Below are 21,657 nucleotides of genomic sequence, written 5' to 3' on the forward strand. Positions count from 1 at the left end.
CCGGTCGGGCCCCCGCGCCCCGCGGCCGGGGGCCCGACCGGGGGGCGCTACCCCCGGGGCAGGGCGTCGCCGACCGCGATCCCGGAGTTCGTGGCCGTGTTGCTCCGTCGTTCCGGGCTCTTCCAGGTGCCGCTCGACCGGCCGAAAAAGGCCTGCGGGATGGTCCGGAGGCAGATGAAGGCGTCGACGATGCGCACGAGCGGGAAACCGATCCCGAGCACCAGGTACTGCGCTCTCCCGGTCACGATCACGACCAGGATCGTGAGCAGGTAGTCCGGCACCAGCACCCCGATCACGATGGACGTCGGGGGGGACCGCCTGGGCGACCGCGATCCACACGGGATCGGCCGAGACCTCCCCCCAGGCCGACGCACCGAGTGAGAACAGGAGAAGCGGAAGGAAGATCAGCATCATGATGCTGCTCGTCACGAGTTCGAAGACGTAGAGTGCGAGCGCTCCCCAGAAGGTCCCGAACCGGAAACCGTGCCTGCGGACCGTCTGCCAGAAGCCGAGCGTCCACCTGCGCAGCTGTTTCGTGTAGTCCCGGAAGGTGTCGGGGTCCTGGGTGTACGCGATCGCAGCGAGGGGGTGGAACGCGATGCGGCCGAGACGCTTGGCATGCACCTCGAATGTCATGTTGAAGTCCTCGATCGCGAGACCTGGGGCCGAGATGTCGATGTCGGCGAGGATCCGGCTGCGGTACATGCTCGCGAAGCCGGGGACGATCGACACCACGTTCGCGAAGCGGGCTGCCTGGCCATACTTGAGGAGGTACTGCACGACGACATAGAACCGCTCACGGTACGCCACGAGGAAACGGCCGAGCCGGGTCGGTGACGGTGGGTCCGTGACCGTCGCTGCCCGGCCGGCGACGGCGACGACCCCCGGATCGTCGAAGTACGGGAGGCCCGTCTCCATGTAGTCATCCGCGAGCTGGGTGTCGGCATCCAGAAGCATCACGATCTCGAAGCGTTCGGCAAGCCGGGAAGTGCGTGATCGCGGCGACGAGCGCACCCGCCTTGCCGCGGTTGGGCAGGAGCTCGACGACGTTCGCGCCGCTCTCCTCCGCGATCGCCGCCGTCGTGTCCTTCGACGCGTCCGAGGCGATGAAGATGTTGCCGACGGGCACGAGCCTGGCCGCGGAGCGGATCGTGTTCCGGATCACGAGTTCCTCGTTGTGGGCCGCGATCAGCACGGCGACGTCGTTCGGGGTGACACGGCCTGCCGGTGCCGTACCCGCCCGGCCCGCCGTCGTCTGCGCGAGCCGGTGGCGTGCGCTCCGCGGCCGCTTCCGGAACGCCTGCGCGACGACCCGGCCCAGACCGACAGTGCCCCACAGGGCGGTGTTCACCCCCACCACGAGGATCAGCACCACGATCAGACTCAGCATGTGACTCTCCGTCGGCCGCCGGCGGCGGGGTCGCACCGGTGGTCCGACCGTACACGCGGCGCCGGGAGCCCGCGACAGCAGACAACTGCGGTTAACCACATCCGACTGCGGGATGCCCACACGATCCCGCAGAGTCCCCTCCACGGGTTGCCCGGACCGGGACATCTGCAGAGACTGGCCGCGGGAACACCACAGGCCGCGCACCGTCGAGTCCCGAAACTCCTCCCTTGCCAGCGGCGCATCCGCCTCACCGACTTACCCAAACAAAGGACCTGGAATGTCAATCGAAATCGTCGACGACTCTTCCCTTCCGCTCACGCACCAGGGCCGTCAGCGCACGGCCGCGGACTCCCTGCTCATCCCGGTCATCCCCCGCACGCAGTTCGACTTCGACGTCGCCATCGTCGGCCTCGGCTACGTCGGACTGCCCACGGCACTGTCCCTGCACGCCGCCGGTCTCCGGGTGCTCGGCGTCGACGTGAGTGAACGCCGGCTCGCCGTGATCCGCAGCGGTGAGGCCGACCTCCTCGAGTCCGACCGCGATCGCCTCGAGACGGCGATGACGGGCGACGACTTCCAGATCACCGGCGACACCTACCTGCTCGGTGACGCGGCGGCGGTCATCATCTGCGTCCCCACCCCGATCGACGAGCACCTCACCCCGGACCTCGAGATCCTCGCGAGCGCGTGCACGATGGTCGTCGACGCCGCCGTTCCCGGCCAGGCTCCTGATGCTCACATCCACGACGTACCCCGGCTGCACCAGGGACCTCCTCGTCACCCCGCTGCTCGTGCGCGGCCTGACCGCCGGCAAGGACATCTTCGTGTCCTTCAGCCCGGAACGCATCGACCCCGGCAACGACCGCTACGCCCACGAGGACGTGCCGCGGGTCGTCGGCGGGGCGACACCGGCCTGCCAGACCGCGGGAGCCGCCCTCCTCGGCCGCTACGCCCGCAACATCCACGGCGTCAGCTCCCTCGAGGTCGCCGAGATGAGCAAGCTCCTCGAGAACACCTTCCGGGCGGTGAACATCGCCCTGGCGAACGAGTTCGCCGAGGCGTGCCTCGCCCTCGGGCTCTCGGTCATCGAGGTCATCAACGCCGCGGCGACCAAGCCGTACGGGTTCATGCCCTTCTTCCCCGGTGCCGGCGTCGGCGGGCACTGCATCCCGTGCGACCCGCACTACCTGCTCTGGCAGGCTCCGCAAGGCCCACGTCGACGCACCCGTCATCGAACACGCGATGAGCGAGATCGCCGGCCGTCCGCGGCGGGTCCTCGAGCGGGTGCGCGAGACCCTCGCCGACCAGGGCAAGCCGCTCCGCGGCTCACGCGTGCTCGTGGTCGGGGTGTCCTACAAGCCCAACGTCGCCGACCTGCGCGAGTCGCCCGCCCTGGAGATCCTCAGCATGCTGGCCGACCAGGGCGCGGACGTCGGGTTCCACGACCCGTTCTTCGGGTCCGTGCGGCTCAGGGACGGCCGCGAGCTCACCGCGACGATCGACCCTGACGCGTTCGGCGCCGACCTCGTGGTCCTGCACACCGACCACGACAACGTCGACTGGGAATGGCTCTCCCCCGAGGTCCTTGTGCTCGACACGACCTACCGTCGCACCGACCTGCCGCGCCGCGTGCAGCTCTGACCCCTCCCTTCCCGGGCGGATGCCGGGGCCGCTCGGCCCCCGGCATCCGTTGCCCTGCCCACCCCTTCGATCGGAGAACCACCGTGAAATCATTGATCACCGGCGGCGCCGGCTTCATCGGCAGCCACCTCACCGAATACCTGTTGCAGCAGGGCGACGACGTCATCGTGCTCGACGACCTGTCGACGGGCTCGCTCCGCAACCTCGCCGGGGTCAGCGACAACCCCCGGTTGCGATTCGTCGAGGGCAACATCCTCGACAAGGCGCTCGTCACCGGCCTCATCACGGGGCGCGACCGGGTCTTCCACCTCGCCGCGGCCGTCGGCGTCAAGCTCATCGTCGAAGAACCGCTGACGAGCCTGCGCACCAACATCCACGGCACCGAGAACGTGCTCGACGCCTGCGTCGCCGCGGGCGCGACCCTGCTGCTCGCGTCGACGAGCGAGATTTACGGGAAGAACACCGCTGACAGCCTCGACGAGGACTCCGACCGCATCCTCGGCTCCGCTCTCAAGTCTCGCTGGACGTACGCGGCCGCGAAGGGGATCGACGAGGCATTCGCCCACGCCTACTGGCGTGAACTGGGCCTCTCGGTCGCCATCGTGCGCCTGTTCAACACCGTCGGGCCCCGCCAGACCGGGCGCTACGGAATGGTCTTCCCGAACCTCGTCGGCCAGGCGCAGCGCGGGGAACCTCTCACGGTCTTCGGCGACGGCAGGCAGACCCGGTGCTTCTCCTACGTCGGCGACATCGTGCCCGCCCTGGTCCGCCTCGCCGAGACTCCGGCCGCGTACGGCCTGGCCGTCAACATGGGCGGCGCCCAGGAGATCTCGATCCTCGGCCTCGCCGAGCGGGTGATCGACGTGCTCGGCTCGACGAGCACCATCAGCCTGATTCCCTACGAGCAGGCGTACGCCCCCGGCTACGAGGACATGCGCCGTCGGGTTCCCAACAACGGGCTCGCGCGCAAGCTCGTCGACTTCGAACCCAGGACCCCCCTCGACGACGTGATCCGCAATGTGGCCGGCGCCGCAGTGGCCGGCGGAAACGGCAACGAGGCGATGGCCCTCGCGGGTTCGCCGCTGCATCCGCACGACCCCGGCCTCGTCGCCGCCGGCAGCCAGACGCCCGGTGTGCTCTGATGTGCGGGATCATCGCCTGTCGCGCCTTCGAACCCGCTCCCGGATATCTCGTCGCGGGACTCAAGCGCCTCGAGTACCGCGGCTACGACTCTGCGGGCATCGCCGTATCCGCGGCAGACGGCACGACGGCCGTGTTCCGCACGATCTCCCGCGTCGACTCCCTGACCGGGCTCGTCGAGGATTGGGACGGCCCCTTGCTTGCCGGCACCGGCATCGGACACACCCGCTGGGCCACCCACGGCGGGGTGAGCGTGCAGAACGCGCACCCTCACCAGGACTGCGAGGGCCGCCTGAGCGTCGTGCACAACGGCATCCTCGACAACGCGGACCGGCTGCGGGCCGAGCTCGTGCACGCCGGCCACCGCTTCTCCTCTGAGGTCGACAGTGAGGGTCATCTGCCACCTCGTCGAGGACCGCCTGCTCGACTCAGACGACCTGCTCGGGGCGGTGAGCGACGCGGTCGCCCAGCTGACCGGGTCGTGGGCCCTCGTCGTCCTCGACGCGCGGACAGGGCGCATGGTCGCCGCCGCGCACCGCTCACCGCTGCTCGCCGCCCGTTCCGCCGCCGGAATCTTCCTCGCGAGCGATATCTCGGCGATCGGCGACTGGGTCGACGAATTCCACATCCTCGCAGACGGCGACGTCGTCGAGGTCACCAACGACCTGGTCTGGACCAACTCCGGGATCCCGGCCGTGGTTCCCGCGCCCATCCCGAGGCCACCGCGGCCGCACTTCTCGCTGACCGTCGAGGCCGACGACCACATGGCGGCCGAGATCCGGGAGCAACCGGAGGCCGCGGCCCGACTGCTCGAGGAGGTCGGCGGCCGGATCGCGACCGGCGAACTCTGGAACGACCTCGGCCTGCCCCGGTTCGACCGGATGCGGGTGGTCGCGTGCGGGACCTCCCTCAACGCCGGTGAGGTCATCGGTTCGGCCCTCAGCCGGCTCGGTGGGCTCGGTCATTCCTCCGTCGTCGCGAGCGAAGCGGCCGGCTCGGTCGTCGAGCCGGGAACGCTCACGGTGATGATCAGCCAGTCTGGCGAGACCGCGGACGTGCTCCGTGCCCTCGAGGAGGGACCGCAGGGCTCTCCGGTGCTGGCCCTCGTCAACAACGTGCACTCGACGCTCGGCCGCAAGGTCGACGCCGTGCTGAGCTGCGCGGCCGGACCGGAAATCGGTGTCGCGGCCACGAAGACCTTCGTCTGCCAGGTCATCGTCGGCACGGGGCTCGTGATCTCCGCGCTCGTCGCAAGCGGCAGGATGGACGTCGCCCGCGCCCACCGCCTCGTCAACGACCTGTACCTCATTCCGGAGCAACTCGCGGAGGCCGCAGCGGCCGCGCGGGCCCTGCTCCCTCCTCTCGTCGAGGAGGTGCGCGGCGCGAAGGGCTTCCTGTTCCTCGGGCGGGGCGCCGGCGTCGCATACGCGGCTGAGGGCGCTCTCAAACTCAAGGAGATCACGTACCGCTGGGCGGAGGCCTATCCGGCCGGCGAGCTCAAGCACGGACCGCTCGCCCTCGTCGAAGAGGGCACCCCGGTCATCGTGATCGACGACGACGATCACCGGCTCGCGGGAAACATCGCCGAGGTGCGCGCCCGGGGCGGACGCATCATCACGATCGGCCGGCCGGGCAGCAGCGTCGAGGTTCCGCTGTCCCTCGCCGCGCCGTGCGGACCGCTCGCGGCCGTCGTGCCCCTGCAGATGCTCGCACTCGGCCTCGCCGTCGAGCTCGGCTTCGACGCCGACAAGCCCCGCAACCTGGCCAAGTCGGTCACCGTGGACTGACCGGGGCGGCGAAGACCCGCGGGCCCAGGCAGGGCTCCACCCAAGACACCCGAGCACCAGAGAAGGAGCGTGGCACCATGTCATCACGTAGACGGACGACCGGCGGATTTCTCCGCTGGGGGGCGATTCTGGCCGCAGGCGCGGTGTTCATCGGCGGTGGCGCCACAGCAGCCCATGCCGCGGTCACCGACCCGCCGACGATCGTCAGCCTCACCTTCGACGACGGAAACGCCGACCAGAGCGCGGCAACGGCGATCCTCGACGCTGCCGGCCTGAAGGGGACATTCTTCATCACGACCGGCTGGATCGATTCGCCGACCTATCTCACGCGCGCCCAGCTCTCGGCGATGAAGGCCGCGGGCCACGAGATCGCCGGGCACACGGTGAGCCACCCCGACCTGGCGACTCTCTCAGCGGCGGAGTACACGAAGCAGATCTGCCAGGGCCGCAACACCCTCGCGGACTGGGGCTTCCCGACGACGGACTTCGCCTACCCGTTCGCGAGCGTGACCCCGGCCCTCGAGGCGGCGGTCAGTGCCTGCGGCTTCAACAGCGCCCGCAACCTCGGCGACACCTTCACGCGGTTCGGCGGAACCGCCGGGCTGTTCGCCGAGACGATTCCACCTGCAAACGCCTTCCAGACCCGGGCGCCCGACGAGGTCGACGCGACGTGGACCCTGGCCGACCTGCAGAAGACCGTGACGGACGCCGAAACGAGCGGCGGCGGCTGGGTCCAGCTGACCTTCCACCACATCTGCACCAACGCCGCGCTGGTGTGTGACCCGCTCAACCTCACGAACGACCCGGCGATCTTCCAGCAGTTCGTCGACTGGCTCAAGGTCCGCAAGGCGACCGACCCCGGCTCGACCACGAACACGACCGTCAAGACGGTGCAGCAGGTCATCGGCGGGGCAGTGAAGCCCCTCGTCGCCTCCACGAACGCCTTCCGGGCCGCTCCGGCAGCGGGCGAGAACGGCGTGCTCAACCCGAGCCTCGAGACGGCGAGCTCCATCGTGACGACGCCCGCGCAGCCTCCGCAATGCTGGCAGGCCGGCGGCTTCGGCGCCAGCACCGCCACCTTCACGACCCTGACTACGGCGGCAGAGGCGCACACCGGAACCAAGGCCGAGCAACTCGTCGTGACCGGCCTCGTGAGCGGCGACGCGAAACTCGCCCTGATGCAGGACCTCGGCACGTGCGCGCCCACGGCCACCCCGGGCCACACGTACTCACTGAGAACCTGGTACAAATCGACGGTGACCACCCAGTTCGACGTGTACTACCGAAATGCGGTCGGCGGCTGGATCTACTGGTCCTCGAGCCCGTTGTTCTCGTCCTCGGCCGCATACACTCAAGCATCCTGGACGACGCCGCCCGTGCCCGCCGGCTCGACCGGGATCAGTTTCGGGCTGAATCTCACCACGAACGGAACACTCGTGACCGATGACTACGCCCTCTACGACAGTGTCGGCGCCCCGCCGCCTTCGGTGTCGACCCGGCTCGCCGGCGCCGACCGGCTGGCAACTGCCGTGCAAATCTCCCAGGCATACGCGCCGGGTGTTGCACGCGTGTACCTGGCCAATGGCTACAATTTCCCCGACGCCCTGAGTGCGGCTCCCGCTGCTGCTCACTTCCAGTCGCCGGTCCTCCTCACTCCGCCGGATCGATTGGTCCCCGGCGTGGCGGCAGAGATCACCAGGCTCGCACCGACGCTGATCGTCGCGGTCGGCGGCACAAATGTCGTCTCAGACGCCGTGCTCGCACAAGCGCAGGCCGCACGGCCGACAGCCACGGTGATACGGATCGCCGGACCTGACCGCTATGCGACGTCGCGGGCGATCGCACTTGATGCTTTCGGATCAGGAGCGACCTCGGCCTATCTCGCATCCGGGGCCAACTTCCCGGATGCGCTCGCCGCCGGTCCGGCAGCTGCGCACTTCGGTGGGCCCACGATCCTGGTCCCCGGTGCGAGCGCGACCCTGGACACGGCGACCGCGAACCTTTTGGCCACCTTGAAGGTCACGACGGTTCGCATCGCGGGCGACGCCAACTCCGTCACCGCAGGAATCGAGAACTCCGTCAAGGTCGTACCCGGAGTCACAACCGTCAAGCGCAATTCCGGCGCCGACCGATATGCAACGGCGGTCGCGATCAACTTCGACGCCTTCGCCACGAGTTCGACGGCATACCTCGCGGTCGGGACGAGCTTCCCGGACGCGATGGCCGGCGCAGCCCTGGCCGGCTTGAAGAATGCGCCGCTGTACCTGAGTCCGACGACCTGCCTCGGAGCGGGGGTGTCCACCGAGATGCAACGACTCGGCGCGACCTCGCTCGTGCTGTTCGGCGGGACCGCAGTACTCAGCGACAACGTCTACAATCTGGTCGGCTGCGTCTGACACCAGCCGCCGCTGTCCGCAGTCGTGGTCGGCGCCACCGTTTCCCGGAGGCGCCGGCCACGACTGCGACCGCACCAGCACCAGCACCAGCACCAGCACCAGCAAAAGTACGAGTGCGAGTACGAGGGAGGGTGAATGTCGACACCTGATGAGACCGGGAGTTGGACTCCCCGTCGTCGCGCGATCCTGATCAGCGTGCTGGCGATCGGCCTGACCGTGCTCGCCGTCCTGACCATCGTCTTCTCGACCGCTCCGCGACCGAGCCCGTCCGCGTCGCCTTCCGTAGCGCCGCCCACGTCACCGACCGCGACGGCCGGCCCGACGCCCACCGGCACATCGAACCCCACGGCTCCGGTCGCGGGCGGGTACCCCTGGCACACCGGGATCGTCTCGACGACGTTCTGGGTCGGCGAGATCTTCGACCCGAACGCCGCGGACGGCAGCCAGGTCTATTCGACGTATGACTCGGGGTGGATGGACAGCTACGGCGGCTGCGACGGTGTCCGGACCGCCGACGATTGCCAGACCGAGGTGCGGACGGCGGCCAATGATTTCTTTCCGACCCAGCTGAAACCGAAGGAGAACCCGTTCTACCTCGACCTCCCGTTCGACGATCTCAACGACGCCCAGGCGTTCGCGACCCGCGAGCAGGTCGTGCCGTGGGCGGGCCAGTCCGCGTACGCGGGCTCGGCGGGCGATGACACCGTCAGCCTCATGAAGAACCGGTGGGTGCGCATCCGCTCGAACGGACAGACCTGTTACGGCCAGATCGAGGATGCCGGGCCCGGCCAGTACCACGACGCCGCCTATGTGTTCGGTGCGGACGATGCCCGGCCGGCCAATAAGAAGTTCAACGGCGCGGGCATGGACGTCTCCCCGGCCCTGAACGGCTGCCTGCGCTTCAGCGACATCAACGGCGAGAACGACACTGTCGACTGGCAGTTCGTCGAGGCGGCGGATGTGCCGCAAGGGCCCTGGACGAAGATCGTCACGACGAGCGGCGTGCGCCCGTAGGCCGGAACCCCGGTAACGCGAAGGAACCGCGGGCGCGGGCGTACACAGTAGGCCGCCGGAGCTAGAGCTTGAGCGACGCGATCAGGTCTGGGGCGTGGTTGGTCGTGAGGATCACGCGCGAGAAGTCCTCGTCGACGAGGTCGATGACGACGGCCTGGCGGCGGCGCTTGATCGCGAGGAAGTCCTTGCCCCCGTGGAACTTCCACGTGCCGACCGCGACCACGAGGGGAACCTCGAGACCGGGGGCGCGGATCCCCCGGATCCAGATCCACGGGTCGTCCGTGATCGTCACCGAGCGGATGTTCTCCCGCGCGACGACGATGTCCTCGCGACGGAAGGCCAGGGTCTTTTCCGCCTTCGTCAGGTGTACCTCGAGCCGATCGGGATGAACGCGCAAGGAAGCCATAGGCCTAGTCTGCCCCGTTCGGCCGGTAATCCGGCTGTCGAAACCTCACAATGCAGTAACGCGGAACTGTGCGCGTCGTCAGGCAGGGGCCACGGCCGCCGCGGCCGCCTTCGCCGCCGCGGGCAGGGCGTCGAGAATCCACTCGATCGCCTGCTCATCATGGGCCGCCGAGACGAACCAGGCCTCGAACACCGACGGCGGCAGCGACACCCCGCCATCGAGCATCGCGTGGAAGAACGGACCGTACCGGAAGGCCTCCTGGCGCTGCACGGCGGCGTAGTCCCGCGGGGGGTGCGAGGCGGCATCCGCCCCGAAGGCGAAGCTGAACAGGTTGCCGGCACGCTGCACGCTGTGCGCGACACCCTCTGCGGAAAACGCGGCGGAGACGGCGTTGGAGAGCAGGAGCGCGGTCGCATCGAGACGAGGATAGACGGTGTCGTCGAGGGCAAGCAGGGTGGCGATGCCCGCCGCGACGGCGACCGGGTTCCCGGACAGGGTGCCGGCCTGGTAGACCGGGCCCACGGGGGCGAGGTAGTCCATGACATCGGCGCGACCGCCGAGGGCAGCGACGGGCAGGCCGCCCCCGATGACCTTGCCGAACGTGAAGAGGTCGGGACGGTACGGCTCAGCGTTGGTCTCTCCCACGTTGTCGAGGCCCCAGTAGCCGGCCGGTCCGACCCGGAACCCGGTGAGCACTTCGTCGATGATGAGCAGCGCGCCGTAAGAGTGCGCGAGCTCGGTGAGGGCTGCGTTGAAGCCGGGGTCCGGCGCGACGACGCCCATGTTTGCGGCCGCTGCCTCGGTGATGACGGCGGCGATCTTCCCCGGGTGCGCCTCGAACGCGGCGCGCACGGCTCCGAGGTCGTTGTACGGGAGCACGAGGGTCTGCGCCGCGGTCGCAGCGGTCACGCCGGCGGAACCGGGCAGAGCGAGGGTCGCGAGCCCGGAGCCGGCCTGGGCGAGGAGACCGTCGGAGTGTCCGTGGTAGTGGCCGGCGAACTTGATCAGGAGGTCACGTCCGGTGAAGCCGCGGGCGAGGCGAATGGCGGTCATGGTCGCCTCCGTGCCCGTCGAGACGAGGCGCAGTTTCTCGACGGCCGAGACGCGGCCCTCGATCAACTCGGCGAGTTCGGTCTCGCCCGGAGTGGACGCGCCGAAGGACAGGCCGAGTGCCGCAGCGGCCTGGACGGCGCGGACGACCTCCGGGTGGGCGTGGCCGAGGATCGCGGGCCCCCAGGAGCCTGACGAGGTCGACGTAGTCGCGGCCGTCGGAGTCGGTGACATGGGCGCCGGAGGCCTTCACCAGGAACAGGGGGTGCCGCCGACCGAGCGGAAGGCCCGGACCGGAGAATTCACGCCGCCGGGAATGGCGCGCTGGGCGCGGGCGAACAGGTCGTCGTTACGGGTCATCACTTGTGGTTTCCTTCGGTGAGCCAGGCGGCGAGTTCGACGGCCCAGTAGGTGAGCACGGCGTCTGCGCCCGCCCGGCGGATGCTGAGCACCGATTCCTCGATCGAACGGCGGCGGTCGATCCAGCCCTGGGCCGCGGCCGCCTCGATCATCGCGTACTCGCCGGACACCTGGTACGCCCAGACCGGGACAGCGCTCACGGCGGCGACGTCCGCGAGCACGTCGAGGTAGCTGCCGGCCGGCTTCACCATGACGACGTCCGCGCCCTGTTCGATGTCGAGGAGGGCTTCGCGCACGCCCTCCCTGCGGTTGGCCGGGTCGAGCTGGTAGCTGCGCCGGTCTCCCGTGAGCGTCGACTGCACGGCCTCGCGGAACGGGCCGTAGAACGCGGAGGCGTACTTCGCGGAGTACGCGAGCACGGCGGTGTCCTGGAAGCCGGAGCCGTCGAGGGCTGCGCGCACGGAGGCGACCTGGCCGTCCATCATCCCGCTGAGTCCGAGCAGCCGGGAACCGGAGGCGGCCTGGATGAGTGCCATCTCGTTGTACCGCTCGAGGGTCGCGTCGTTGTCGACGCTGCCGTCGAGTGCGAGCACGCCGCAGTGACCGTGGTCGGTGAATTCGTCGAGGCACAGGTCGGTCTGCACGACGAGCGCGTCTCCGACCTCGTCGGCGATGGCCCGCGTCGCGAGATTGAGGATCCCCATCGGGTCCGTTGCGCCGGAGCCGATGGCGTCGCGCACATCCGGCACTCCGAAGAGCATCACGCCGCCGACGCCTGCTGCGGCAGCCTCGGCTGCCGCCCTGCGGGCACTGTCGATCGAGTGCTGCACCACGCCGGGCATGGAGGTGATCTTCACCGACTCCCGGCCTTCGCGGACGAACATCGGCAACACGAGTTCGGCGGGGTGCAGACGGGTTTCACTGGCGAGCCGGCGGAGGGCAGGCGTGGAACGCATCCGCCGCGGCCGAATAACAGGACTAATCACCCATCCACCCTACCCACGCCGTCTCCACGTTCCCCGCAGTCACGCGAGAGCACACTTTTGGCCCTTAAGACCGCGGTTTAAAGGGCCAAAATTACGCTCTCGCGGGAGGCGGTGGGCGCGAACGGGCGGGGCTCGGCGGGTGCGGCGGGTGCGGCGGGGTGCGGCGGAGCCGCCCGAGGCGTGGCGGAGGGGGAACCGGGCTAGCGGAGTTCGGCGACGTGGGAGAGGGCCTCGATGAGCGCCTCGGCGCTCGGGGCCTCGGCGACGAGGTCGACACGAAGGCCGAGGGCCGCCGCGTCCTTGGCGGTGCGCGGACCGATGCACGCGACGAGGGTCGTCTCGGGGACCGGCCCGAACTGCGCCTGGACCTGTTCTGCGACACTCCCCGAGGTGACCAGGAGCGCCTGCACCTTGCCCGCCGCGACATCCGCGACCACCCGAGGGTCGACGGGCACCCCGATCGTTCGGTAGGCGACGACGGATTCGACCTCGTGGCCGATCCGGCGCAGGCCCTCGGTGAGGAGGGGCTTGGCGATCTCGGAACGCAGGGTCAGGATGCGCAGGGGCACGACACCCTGGGTGGCGGCTTCCCACTCGGCGAGCAGGCCACGGGCGGAGTTGTCCTCGGCGGGGACGAGGTCGACGCGGTAGCCCGCGGCGACGAGGGCCGCGGCGGTAGTCTCGCCGACGGCGGCGATCCGGGTGCCGGGAGCGACGATGGCGCGGTGCGAGGAGAGCACGTCGACGGTCGTCGCGCTCGTGATGGTCATCCAGTCGAAGTCACCGTCCGCCAGGCGGGTGAGGGCGGCTTCGAGGGCAGGGGCGTTGTCTGTCGCGGCAAAGTTGATCATCGGGGCCACGATCGGCTGCGCGCCGCGCGAGCGGAGGTCCGCGGCGACATGGTCGCCCCACGGGCCGCCGCGCGGCACGAGGACGCGCCAGCCGGCAAGCGGCTTGGTTGGGTTGGAGAGGGTCTTGTAGCGCCAGGTCATTTCTTAAGAAGTCACCTTCATGGGGGCAAAATCGGCAGCCCCGCCTTGGATCAGATCACGGGCCACACGCTCGGAGACGTCCTGGGCGGCCTCGGCCAGGTGGGTGACGGAATGTGAATCGGGCGTCGCGGCGTGCGAACTCACGATACTTCGGGCACCATCAGGACTGTACACCGTGGCCGTCAGGAACAACAGGCCGTCGTCGATCGCGGCCATCGCACCGATCGGGGCGGCGCAGCCTGCCTCGAGCCGCGCGAGCACGAGACGCTCCGCCGTCGTGGTGGCCTGGCTCGTGGCGTGGTTGATCGCGGCGAGCGCGAGACCGAGTGGGCGATCGAGCCTGCCCTCGCGCACCTCGATCGCGAGGGAACCCTGACCGGGCGCGGTCGGCCAGTCGGAGAGCTCGAGGTACTCGCCCTCGACCGCACTCAGGAGACCGAGCCTGCTGAGGCCGGCGGCCGCGAGCACGACGGCGTCGAGGTCGCCAGCGGTGACCCTGCCGAGCCGGGTGTCCACGTTGCCACGGATGTCGACGACGTTCAGGTCTGGCCGCGCCTTCAGGAGCCTGGGCGACCCGGCGCGGAGATCCTGTGCCGACCCGTGCGCCATCGGGGAGGGTCTCGAGCGTCAGCCCGTCGCGGGCGCAGAGCACGTCGCGGGCGTCCGCCCGGCGTGGCGTGGCGCCGACGACAAGGCCGGGATAGTGCGCGGTCGGCAGGTCCTTGAAGGAGTGCACGATCGCGTCGCAGTCGCCGTTCAGCAGGGCCTCGCGCAGGGCGCTCGCGAACACGCCCGTCCCGCCGAGGCCGGACAGGGGTTCCTTCGAGGTGTCGCCGTGGGTCGTGATCACGACGAGCTCGACCTCGGTGCCCGCTGCCGCCGCGATCCGGTTGGCGACGGCCTGGGTCTGGGCGAGCGCGAGCGCGCTCCCGCGGGTGCCGATCCTGATGGTGCTCACGGCGCGATCCCGGCGAGCGCGGGCTTGAAGCCGAGACGCACGTTCTCGCAGCACCCGGGCCGGCACACGTCGTACCAGGGTCCGAGCGGGGTCACTGCGGGCCGTTCGGCGGCCGGGGTGTCGTCGAGGCGTTCGACCACGAGGTCGATCAACCCGCTCACGTATGCCGGGTCGACGCCGGGCGTCGGAACCCGCACCGAGAAGATCCCCTGTTCGTGCGCGGTTTCCGTCGCCTCGTTGTCGAGGTCCCACATGACCTCCATGTGGTCGCTCACGAAGCCGAGCGGCACGATGACGACGGCACGGATGCCCCTGGCCGGGAGCAGCCGGATCGCGTCGTTGATGTCGGGCTCGAGCCACGGCATGCTCGGCGGGCCGCTCCGGGACTGGAAGACGAGCTGCCACGGGGTCTCCCCCGCTGCGGCATCCGCTGCGCCGACACCCGTCATGACGGCGTGCGCGACGGCGAGGTGCTGGGCCTGGTACGCGCCACCCGCACCGAAGCCGCGTTCGGCCGGTCCGCTCTTGTCCGCGTCCGTGGACGGGATCGAGTGGGTCGAGAACAGGATCTCCACCTCGGTGGCGAGGTCGATGCCGGGGAACTGCGCCGCGACATCCGCGAGGCCCGTGCTGACGCCGGTTATGAAGGGGGTGACGAAGCCGGGGTGGTCGAAGAACTGCCGCACCTTGTCGATGTGCACGACGCCGGTCAGGCCTGTGGTTTCGAGCGCGGCGGCGAGGTCTTCCCGGTACTGACGGCAGCCGGAGTACGAGCTGTACGCACTCGTGACGATCGCGAGCAGGCGGTCCTGGCCGTTGGCGTGCGCCTCGGCGACGACGTCGCGGAGGTAGGGGTCCCAGTTGCGGTTGCCCCAGAGCACGGGGATATCGATGCCGCGGCGGCCGAGTTCGGCTTCGAGTGCGGCGCGCAGCACGCGGTTCTGGGCGTTGATCGGGCTGATTCCGCCGAAGTGGCGGTAGTGCGTCGCTACTTCTTCAAGGCGTTCTTCCGGGATGCCGCGGCCGCCCGTGACGTTGCGGAGGAAGGGGATCACGTCGGCCTGGCCCTCCGGCCCCCCGAAGCCGGCCAGGAGGATGGCGTCGTACGCGCTCATTACTGGAGCACCTCGACGAGTTCCGCGGTGGAGATGCGGCGGCCGGTGTAGAACGGGACCTCTTCGCGCACGTGGCGGCGGGCCTCGGTGTTGCGGAGCTCACGCATCAGGTCGACGAGTTCGGTGAGCTCGTCGCTCTCGATCGGGAGGAGCCATTCGTAGTCGCCGAGGGCGAAAGCGGAGACGGTGTTCGCGATCGCGCCGCGGAAGGCGGCGCCCTTGCGGCCGTGGTCAGCGAGCATGGCGCTGCGCTCGGCCTCGGGGAGGAGGTACCACTCATAGCTGCGCACGAAGGGGTACACGGTCAGCCAGGCCTTGGGTTCGATGCCGCGCAGGAAGCCGGGGACGTGGCTCTTGTTGAATTCGGCGTCGCGGTGCACGCCCATCGCGTTCCAGGTCGGCAGCAGGCTCTTGAGGAGCCGGCTGCGGCGCAGTTCCCGGTTCGCCCACTGCAGTGTCTCCGCCTCGGCCGCGTGGGTCCAGATCATCAGGTCTGCGTCGGCACGGAGCCCCGAGACGTCGTAGAAGCCGCGGACGGTGACGCCCTCGGCCTCGACGAGTTCGACGATGTCGTCGAGTCTCGAGCACGGCGTGCGGAACGTCACGGCCGTCGAGGTCGTCCGGGTTCGTCGGGTCCTTGCGAAGCACTGCGAAAAGGGTGAAGCCCTGGGGCGACGCCGCACTCGTTGCGTCACCGGTGAGGGTGTCGGCGTCGGGGGCGGGATGGGGAGAGGTTACTGCCTCTCCGGCAGCCGGCTGAGTCATGAGTACAGTCTCTACTTTTTTATGGTGAGAGCCAAAAGACTCGGCCGGCGCCCAGCGGGGGCACGCTCGTCCGGTCGGTCTCAGTCGTCGAGGACGGCCTTGAGCGCGAACCAGACCACGGCACCCACCGCGAGTGCGCTGCCGAGGGCGACTCCGAGCAGTGCCGTGGGGTTCTCCTCGCCGAGCTTGTGCAGGCGGCGCCGGGCGAGGCGCTCCTGGTCGCGCAACCGCTTCGGGACGTTGAGCTTGTACTCGATCGCGTCGAGGGTCAGCGCGAGCTGGGCACGCGCGGCGGACGCCTCGGTGCGCAACTCGTGCGTGGACTTCGACGAAGTCGCCGCCGCACCGGTCGTTTTGTCCTGTTCAGTGCTCATAGTCTCCGACTCCCTTGATCGCGTCCGCGTCCCGGCGGATGCTCGCAGCGAGGCCGTCCGGGTCGGCGCGCGTTCCGGCCTTCACCCGGTTGACCCCGATCAGCACGAGGATCGCGGCGATGAGGAGCAGGGCGACCGCGACGATGAGCGTCGCAAGCCAGAGCGGCAGCACGAGCGCGAGGGCGATCACGGCGAGCGCGACGAAGACGATGACGGCGAGGAATGCGAACACCCCGGCCACGACGAAGAGGCCGATGCCGACGCCGATGTTCTTCGCCTTGCCGGCCATCTCGGACTTGAAGGCCTCGATCTCCGCGTGGATGAGCGCGGCGATCTGCCCGGGAAGCTCGGAGACGAGGGTGATCAGCGTCTTGCGCGGCCGCGGGCCGAACCCGCCTGCGCGAGCGCTGTCGGTCGGAGTCCCGGTCGCGGCCGGCGATCCGGTCACAGTGAGGATGCTTCCGATGTGGGCGCGCCCGGGTCGGGGGTGCCCTGGGCGGGAGTCGCCGCCGAGGTGGCCGACGCTGCTGAGGCGGCCGGCGGCGTTGTGGCTGCCGGGCGTTTCGTGGGCCAGGACGTTCCGTACCGGGGGCCTGAACCCGCGGCATCCGTGGCCTTCGCCGTTTTGTCCGCGAGGGCGCCGACGAGCTTCTTACCGGCGTTGATCAGAGTGGCCGGCACGTCGCCGACACGCTCGAGTGCGAAGTCGCGGGCCTCGGTCACGCGGCGCTGCACGGGGTCGGCGTTCCACAGGCTTTCCGCCGAGGCCACGATCTGGTCGTAACGCTTACGTCCGGCACGGGCGCCCAGGACGTAACCGACGAGTCCACCGGTGATAAAAAGAAGCTTTCCCCGCATGTGCCACTCCATTCTTCGTCGTTCACGTACGTCTCAGAGTATCCCGCCTGCGGAAACGGTGAAGGGCAAACTGCCGGACTAGTGGGGAGAACGGTTCAGAGGACCAGTGCGTCGCGGCGCGTTCGGCCGGCGGTCGCGAGGGCATCGGGGATGACGGAGGCGAGCCCGGTTCCGGAGAGCCAGGCCCCGGTGACCTCGAGCCCTTCGAGGGCCGCGACGGCCCGGCGCACCTGGTCGACGCGGTCGCGGGCGCCGACGGTCGCCGGCGCGAGCGCGTCGCCCCACCGGGTGCGGTCGAAGCCGAGCACCTGCCCCGCGGTGAGCGTGGTGCCGAGGATGGCCGAGGCATCCGCGAGGGCGAGGGCGAGGAATTCGTCGTCGGTGAGGCGGGCGCTCGGGCTCTTCTGCCCCGCGCGTCCGTAGGACAACCGGAGCACGTGCACGCCGGGGCCCGCTTCCGCGGCGACCCATTCCCATTTCGCGGTGACGTGGGTCAGAGCCTTGGCGGTCACACCCGGCGCGTCCGCGGCGACGAGCACTCCGGTGCCGCGCGGGTGCGCGTCGAGCTCGGGGGCGGCGAGCACGAGGGTGGCGAGTTCGATCGGGGTCGGCTTCGGCCAGTGCAGGGCGCCGAGCGCCTTCTGCTGCGGTCCGAGGGGTGCGATGAGGGCGAGGGTCTGGGCACCGGGCGTCGCGAGGATGACGAACCGCGCCGAGAGGGTTTCCGGCAGGTCGCCGGATTCGAGGCATCCGGGCGCGGCGGCGGCTTCGGTCGTTACGGGCGTTTCGGACGTTTCGGACGTTTCGGACGTTTCGGGCGTTTCGAACGTTTGAGGTGTTCCGGGGGGCCGGATTCTTCTGCGGCTTCTGGCTGGGGCGCGATGGTGACCTGCCAGGGTTCGGCCGGGGTGGGGCGGATGCGTGTCACGGCGGCCTCCGTGAACACCTCGACCTCGAAGCGGTCGAGGTCGGCACGGAGAGCGGTCACGAGACCGGCCATGCCGCCGCGCAGGCCGGAGACGGCGGAGCCGGCTGGAGCGGCGCTGCGGAGCGAGAGCACGGCGCCGGACAGCGATCCGGTCACGGTGAGGGCGGCGTTGAGCCCGGGAGCAACGACGTCGACCTCGAGGTCGTCTGCGGACGAGGTGTAGACGCCGGCGGTGACCGGTTCGACGAGGCGTTCCAGGACGCGGCGGCCCATCCGCTTGCGCACGAGTTCCCCGAGGCTGTGCTCCCTGCCGATCGTGAGCACGGGCATGAGCCGGTCGAGCCAGGCACGCAGGGCCCCCGACCAGCCGATCACGCGGCGCACGTCCTCGGCGAGCGGGGAGCCCGGGATGCCGAGCACGCCGGCCCGGGGCATCGGTGCGCTCACGGCGGCGCCGCCCGGACGCTCGGACGGCAGGTAGAGCCAGGCGCCGGCGGGGTTCGGTTGCACGACGCGGTCCGCGAGACCGAGGCCTTCGATGAATTCGGCGACGGCGTTGCGGCGAACGGCGAAGCTCTCCGCCCCGCTGTCCAGGGTGAGCCCGGCGACCTCGTGGCTCGCGAGCGCCCCGCCGAGGACGCTGCCCGCCTCGAGCACGGTGACGCTCAGCCCGACCCGCGCGCACTCGCGAGCGGCAACGAGGCCGGCCACCCCGCCGCCGATGACGACGACGTCACGCACGTCGCCCATCCGTTCGCCCCGAATTGCTTCGCTCATCGTTCGCCGGCTCAGGACGCAGGCAGCGTGGTCGCCGGCTCGCTCGGTACGCCAGCGGATGCCCCCGGCCCGGTCTCCGCCGGAGCTCCGGCCGTGACCTCGTGCACGAAGGCGACGAGGCGGGTGAGCACCGTCGGGTCGGTCAACGGCGGGACGCCGTGGCCGAGGTTGAGCACGTGGGCCGGAGCGGTGCGCCCGCGCTCGAGCACGTCGAGGACGTGAGCCTCGAGAACGGGCCACGGCGCGGCGAGGAGCGCCGGGTCAAGGTTGCCCTGCAGGGGGACGTTGCCACCGAGGCGGCGGTTGGCCTCGTCGAGCGGTACCCGGTAGTCGACCCCGACGACGTCCGCGCCGACGGCGTGCATCTCCTGGAGCAGTTCGCCGGTGCCGACGCCGAAGTGCACGACGGGGACGTGGCGGACCGGCGCGTCCGCGACCGGCGTCGTCTCCGCATAGGTGAGGTCGCGCACGTGGGCGATTGCCGCAGCGGATGCCGGGGCGACGAACCTGCTGTAGTCGGCGAGGGAGAGCGCACCGGCCCAGGAATCGAAGAGCTGGGCGGCGCTCGCGCCGGCGAGCACCTGGGCGCGCAGGAAACGGCCGGTCACCTCGGCCGTCCAGTCCATTAGTGAGGCCCAGGCGACCGGATCGGCGTGCATCAGGGTGCGCGCGTGGATGTGGTCCTTGGACGGGCCGCCCTCGACGAGGTAGGCCGCAAGGGTGAACGGCGCCCCGGCGAACCCGATCAGCGGGGTGCCGCCGAGTTGGGCGACCGTGCGGGAAACGGCCTTCCGGATCGGGTCGAGGGTGGTCTCGAGCACGGCGGGGTCGAGGGCGACGAGTTCCGCGACATCGCGGGCGGTGCGCACGGCCTTGCCGAGCACCGGTCCCATGCCCGCAACGATCTCGACGTCGACGCCGACGAGCTTGAGCGGGATCACGATGTCGCTGAAGAGGATCCCCGCGTCCACCTGGTGCCGGAGCACAGGCTGGAGGGTGATCTCACTGGCCATCTCGGGGTCGAGGCACGCATCGAGCATCCGGGTCCCGACCCGCAGCGACCGGTACTCGGGAAGCGAGCGCCCGGCCTGGCGCATGAACCACACCGGGGTGATGTCCGGGCGGGTGCCCTGATATGCGCGGATGAGGCGGGAATCGGCGGTGAGACCGGAGGCGAGGGGATGGTGCGCGTCGAGGTTCATTTGTCTCAATTCTGTCAAACTTTCAGGACTCCGATGCTTCCCGGAGATGATGCATGCCCAGATAGACAAAGTAGACTCACCGAGTGCTGATCTGCCTGTCCGCGAACCACAAGAACTCGAGTTTCGACGTGCTCGAGAAGCTGTCTGTCGGTGCGCCCGGAACGGCGGGCGGAATCATCGAACGCCACCCCGACCTGTCTGGCGCGGTGATCGTGGCCACCTGCAACCGGTTCGAGGCCTACCTCGACCTTGACGCGCCGGAAGGCGCCTCCCCCTCGACGCGGTGCAGGCCGCGATCGCCGGCGTCAGCGCGGGCACCGGTGTGACCGCGGAGGTCCTCCGCGAGACCCTCGACTTCGTGCACGGCAATGGCGTCGCCGAACACCTGTTCGCCGTGACGAGCGGACTCGAATCCGTCGTCGTCGGCGAGGGCGAGATCGCCGGCCAGGTGCGGCGGTCCCTCGAGCAGGCCCGCGAGCGCGGCACGACCACTCCCGAACTCGAGCGACTGTTCCAGCGCGCCTCGCAGACCTCCCGCGGCATCAAGAACCGCACCGGAATCGGCGCGGCCGGGCGGTCACTCGTCCGCCTCGCCCTGCAGCTCGCCGAGACCCGCATCGTCGACTGGGCGACCACCCGCGTGCTGCTCGTCGGCACCGGCCGTTACGCCGGCGCCGCCCTCGCCGCGCTCCGCGACCTCGGCGTCACGGACGTGCGGGTCTACTCGCCCACCGGGCGCGCCGCCAAGTTCGCCGGCTCGCACGGCATCACCCCGGTCGCCGAGTCGGCATTCGCCGCCGAGGCCGATCGTGCCGACCTGGTCCTGACCTGCACGACCGTCGAACACCACGTGGTCACGGCCGCACTGCTTCGAGCGGGCGCGGCAGCAATGACGGATGTCGACGCCGGAGGAGAGTCGGCAGGCTCCGGCCGCCCGACGACTCATCATCGACCTCGGCCTGCCGCGCAACGTCGCCCCCGACGTCATCGAGGTCCCCGGCGTCGAGCTGCTCGACCTCGAGACCATCCGCATCCACGCCCCGCTCGAAGAGCTCAATGCGACGAGTGAGGCCCGCCTGCTCGTCGACCGCGCCGCGCGCAAGTTCTCGGCGGTCGCGGAAGAGCAGAGCCTCACGCCGGCGGTCGTCGCGTTGCGCGGCCACGTCTTCGACCTGCTCGATTCGGAGATCGAACGGGTACGCGCGCACGGCGACGACACCGAACAGACCGAGCGGGCGCTGCGGCACCTCGCGAGCGTTCTGCTGCACACGCCCATGGTGCGCTCTCGGGAACTCGCCAGGGCCGGCGAGCAGGCCGCGTTCACCGGCGGGCTGGACGCCCTCTTCGGAATCCAGGTCGAGTCCGGCGCCGGTTCTGCGGTCGTGTCCGCTGCTCCCCGGGATCCGTTCCCCGGATCGGCGCACCGGGCATCCTGAGCCCTCGGGCCCGACAGCTCGGCATCTTTTCCGCGAACGCGGGAGGTGCGCCGCTGCGCGGGTGGCGGACCACACGCGCAGC

At 70.1% G+C, this 21,657-nt stretch carries 21 protein-coding genes and 6 pseudogenes; 11 read left to right on the plus strand and 16 right to left on the minus strand.

The features are described 5' to 3' along the window. Window positions 1-47: 47 nt before the first annotated feature. From KIV56_RS10965 to KIV56_RS10975, 3 genes and pseudogenes are all read right to left on the minus strand, one after another. Window positions 48-296: a hypothetical protein gene (locus KIV56_RS10965; protein WP_281536254.1), complete on the minus strand. Its 249-nt coding sequence runs from the start codon at window positions 294-296 to the stop codon at window positions 48-50. A 145-nt stretch (window positions 297-441) separates the two neighbouring features. Further along, window positions 442-957, minus strand: a pseudogene (locus KIV56_RS10970) (glycosyltransferase family 2 protein); the annotation flags it as partial. Next, window positions 923-1,390, minus strand: coding sequence for a glycosyltransferase (locus tag KIV56_RS10975; protein WP_281533478.1), 468 nt, complete (start codon window positions 1,388-1,390; stop codon window positions 923-925). The pseudogene KIV56_RS10970 and the gene KIV56_RS10975, both read right to left, overlap by 35 nt. Window positions 1,391-1,667: 277 nt before the next feature. Here KIV56_RS10975 and KIV56_RS10980 point away from each other — a divergent pair. The 8 genes and pseudogenes from KIV56_RS10980 to KIV56_RS11015 all read left to right on the plus strand — a co-directional run. Beyond that, window positions 1,668-2,039 (plus strand): annotated as a pseudogene (locus KIV56_RS10980) (hypothetical protein); the annotation flags it as partial. Window positions 2,040-2,382: 343 nt separating this feature from the next. Then, window positions 2,383-2,538, plus strand: a pseudogene (locus KIV56_RS19800) (nucleotide sugar dehydrogenase); the annotation flags it as partial. A 94-nt stretch (window positions 2,539-2,632) separates the two neighbouring features. Further along, window positions 2,633-3,031 (plus strand): UDP binding domain-containing protein, encoded by a 399-nt coding sequence (locus tag KIV56_RS10990; protein ID WP_281533479.1) that lies wholly within the window; start codon window positions 2,633-2,635, stop codon window positions 3,029-3,031. 83 nt (window positions 3,032-3,114) lie between these two features. Then, a complete protein-coding gene (locus tag KIV56_RS10995; RefSeq protein WP_281533480.1) occupies window positions 3,115-4,173 on the plus strand; it encodes an NAD-dependent epimerase/dehydratase family protein in 1,059 nt (352 codons plus the stop codon). Next, window positions 4,173-4,502: pseudogene (locus tag KIV56_RS11000) on the plus strand (glutamine--fructose-6-phosphate transaminase (isomerizing)); the annotation flags it as partial. The gene KIV56_RS10995 and the pseudogene KIV56_RS11000, both read left to right, overlap by 1 nt. 55 nt (window positions 4,503-4,557) lie before the next feature. Then, the gene (locus tag KIV56_RS11005) at window positions 4,558-5,958 is read left to right on the plus strand and encodes an SIS domain-containing protein (RefSeq protein ID WP_281533481.1); all 1,401 of its coding nucleotides are present in this window, start codon (window positions 4,558-4,560) and stop codon (window positions 5,956-5,958) included. A gap of 77 nt (window positions 5,959-6,035) precedes the next feature. Further along, window positions 6,036-8,354, plus strand: coding sequence for a cell wall-binding repeat-containing protein (locus tag KIV56_RS11010; RefSeq protein ID WP_281533482.1), 2,319 nt, complete (start codon window positions 6,036-6,038; stop codon window positions 8,352-8,354). Between the two features lie 135 nt (window positions 8,355-8,489). Continuing rightward, window positions 8,490-9,368, plus strand: a complete 879-nt coding sequence (locus KIV56_RS11015; protein ID WP_281533483.1) for a hypothetical protein — start codon at window positions 8,490-8,492, stop codon at window positions 9,366-9,368. Window positions 9,369-9,429: 61 nt separating this feature from the next. Here KIV56_RS11015 and KIV56_RS11020 read toward each other — a convergent pair whose 3' ends face one another. The 13 genes and pseudogenes from KIV56_RS11020 to hemE form a co-directional block, all read right to left on the minus strand. Continuing rightward, window positions 9,430-9,774: a hypothetical protein gene (locus KIV56_RS11020; RefSeq protein ID WP_281533484.1), complete on the minus strand. Its 345-nt coding sequence runs from the start codon at window positions 9,772-9,774 to the stop codon at window positions 9,430-9,432. A 78-nt stretch (window positions 9,775-9,852) separates the two neighbouring features. After that, a pseudogene (gene hemL / locus KIV56_RS11025) lies at window positions 9,853-11,184 on the minus strand (glutamate-1-semialdehyde 2,1-aminomutase). Then, window positions 11,184-12,170 carry a porphobilinogen synthase gene (gene hemB / locus KIV56_RS11030; RefSeq protein ID WP_281533485.1) on the minus strand — a complete coding sequence of 329 codons (987 nt, stop codon included), beginning with the start codon at window positions 12,168-12,170 and terminating at the stop codon, window positions 11,184-11,186. The pseudogene hemL and the gene hemB overlap by 1 nt, the downstream one beginning before the upstream one ends. 200 nt (window positions 12,171-12,370) lie before the next feature. Next, window positions 12,371-13,162, minus strand: coding sequence for a uroporphyrinogen-III synthase (locus KIV56_RS11035; protein ID WP_281533486.1), 792 nt, complete (start codon window positions 13,160-13,162; stop codon window positions 12,371-12,373). A 3-nt stretch (window positions 13,163-13,165) separates the two neighbouring features. Next, a pseudogene (hemC, locus tag KIV56_RS11040) lies at window positions 13,166-14,120 on the minus strand (hydroxymethylbilane synthase). Beyond that, window positions 14,117-15,235 carry a ferrochelatase gene (locus KIV56_RS11045; protein WP_281533487.1) on the minus strand — a complete coding sequence of 373 codons (1,119 nt, stop codon included), beginning with the start codon at window positions 15,233-15,235 and terminating at the stop codon, window positions 14,117-14,119. The pseudogene hemC and the gene KIV56_RS11045 overlap by 4 nt, the downstream one beginning before the upstream one ends. After that, complete coding sequence (hemQ, locus tag KIV56_RS11050; RefSeq protein ID WP_348648382.1) at window positions 15,235-15,840, minus strand: hydrogen peroxide-dependent heme synthase; 606 nt, start codon at window positions 15,838-15,840, stop codon at window positions 15,235-15,237. Before hemQ ends, KIV56_RS11045 begins: the two co-directional genes overlap by 1 nt. Window positions 15,841-16,080: 240 nt before the next feature. Further along, window positions 16,081-16,374, minus strand: a complete 294-nt coding sequence (locus KIV56_RS11055) for a DUF3618 domain-containing protein (protein WP_281533488.1) — start codon at window positions 16,372-16,374, stop codon at window positions 16,081-16,083. Continuing rightward, window positions 16,364-16,822 carry a phage holin family protein gene (locus KIV56_RS11060; protein WP_281533489.1) on the minus strand — a complete coding sequence of 153 codons (459 nt, stop codon included), beginning with the start codon at window positions 16,820-16,822 and terminating at the stop codon, window positions 16,364-16,366. Before KIV56_RS11060 ends, KIV56_RS11055 begins: the two co-directional genes overlap by 11 nt. Then, window positions 16,819-17,232: a YtxH domain-containing protein gene (locus KIV56_RS11065; protein ID WP_281533490.1), complete on the minus strand. Its 414-nt coding sequence runs from the start codon at window positions 17,230-17,232 to the stop codon at window positions 16,819-16,821. Before KIV56_RS11065 ends, KIV56_RS11060 begins: the two co-directional genes overlap by 4 nt. A gap of 95 nt (window positions 17,233-17,327) precedes the next feature. Next, complete coding sequence (locus KIV56_RS11070; RefSeq protein WP_281533491.1) at window positions 17,328-17,816, minus strand: hypothetical protein; 489 nt, start codon at window positions 17,814-17,816, stop codon at window positions 17,328-17,330. A gap of 191 nt (window positions 17,817-18,007) precedes the next feature. Beyond that, the gene (locus KIV56_RS11075) at window positions 18,008-18,937 is read right to left on the minus strand and encodes a protoporphyrinogen/coproporphyrinogen oxidase (RefSeq protein ID WP_281533492.1); all 930 of its coding nucleotides are present in this window, start codon (window positions 18,935-18,937) and stop codon (window positions 18,008-18,010) included. 11 nt (window positions 18,938-18,948) lie between these two features. After that, window positions 18,949-20,139, minus strand: coding sequence for a uroporphyrinogen decarboxylase (hemE, locus tag KIV56_RS11080; RefSeq protein WP_281533493.1), 1,191 nt, complete (start codon window positions 20,137-20,139; stop codon window positions 18,949-18,951). An 83-nt stretch (window positions 20,140-20,222) separates the two neighbouring features. Between hemE and KIV56_RS11085 the strand changes: the two genes are divergently transcribed. The 3 genes from KIV56_RS11085 to KIV56_RS11095 are packed head-to-tail and all read left to right on the plus strand — an operon-like array spanning window position 20,223 to window position 21,575. After that, complete coding sequence (locus tag KIV56_RS11085; protein WP_281533494.1) at window positions 20,223-20,465, plus strand: hypothetical protein; 243 nt, start codon at window positions 20,223-20,225, stop codon at window positions 20,463-20,465. Further along, window positions 20,423-21,208 carry a hypothetical protein gene (locus KIV56_RS11090; protein WP_281533495.1) on the plus strand — a complete coding sequence of 262 codons (786 nt, stop codon included), beginning with the start codon at window positions 20,423-20,425 and terminating at the stop codon, window positions 21,206-21,208. Before KIV56_RS11085 ends, KIV56_RS11090 begins: the two co-directional genes overlap by 43 nt. Window positions 21,209-21,215: 7 nt before the next feature. After that, window positions 21,216-21,575, plus strand: coding sequence for a hypothetical protein (locus tag KIV56_RS11095; protein ID WP_281536131.1), 360 nt, complete (start codon window positions 21,216-21,218; stop codon window positions 21,573-21,575). Window positions 21,576-21,657 lie beyond the last annotated feature (82 nt).

The organism is Cryobacterium breve, from assembly GCF_027594785.1.
GTDB classification, from domain to species: Bacteria; Actinomycetota; Actinomycetes; order Actinomycetales; family Microbacteriaceae; genus Cryobacterium; species Cryobacterium breve_A.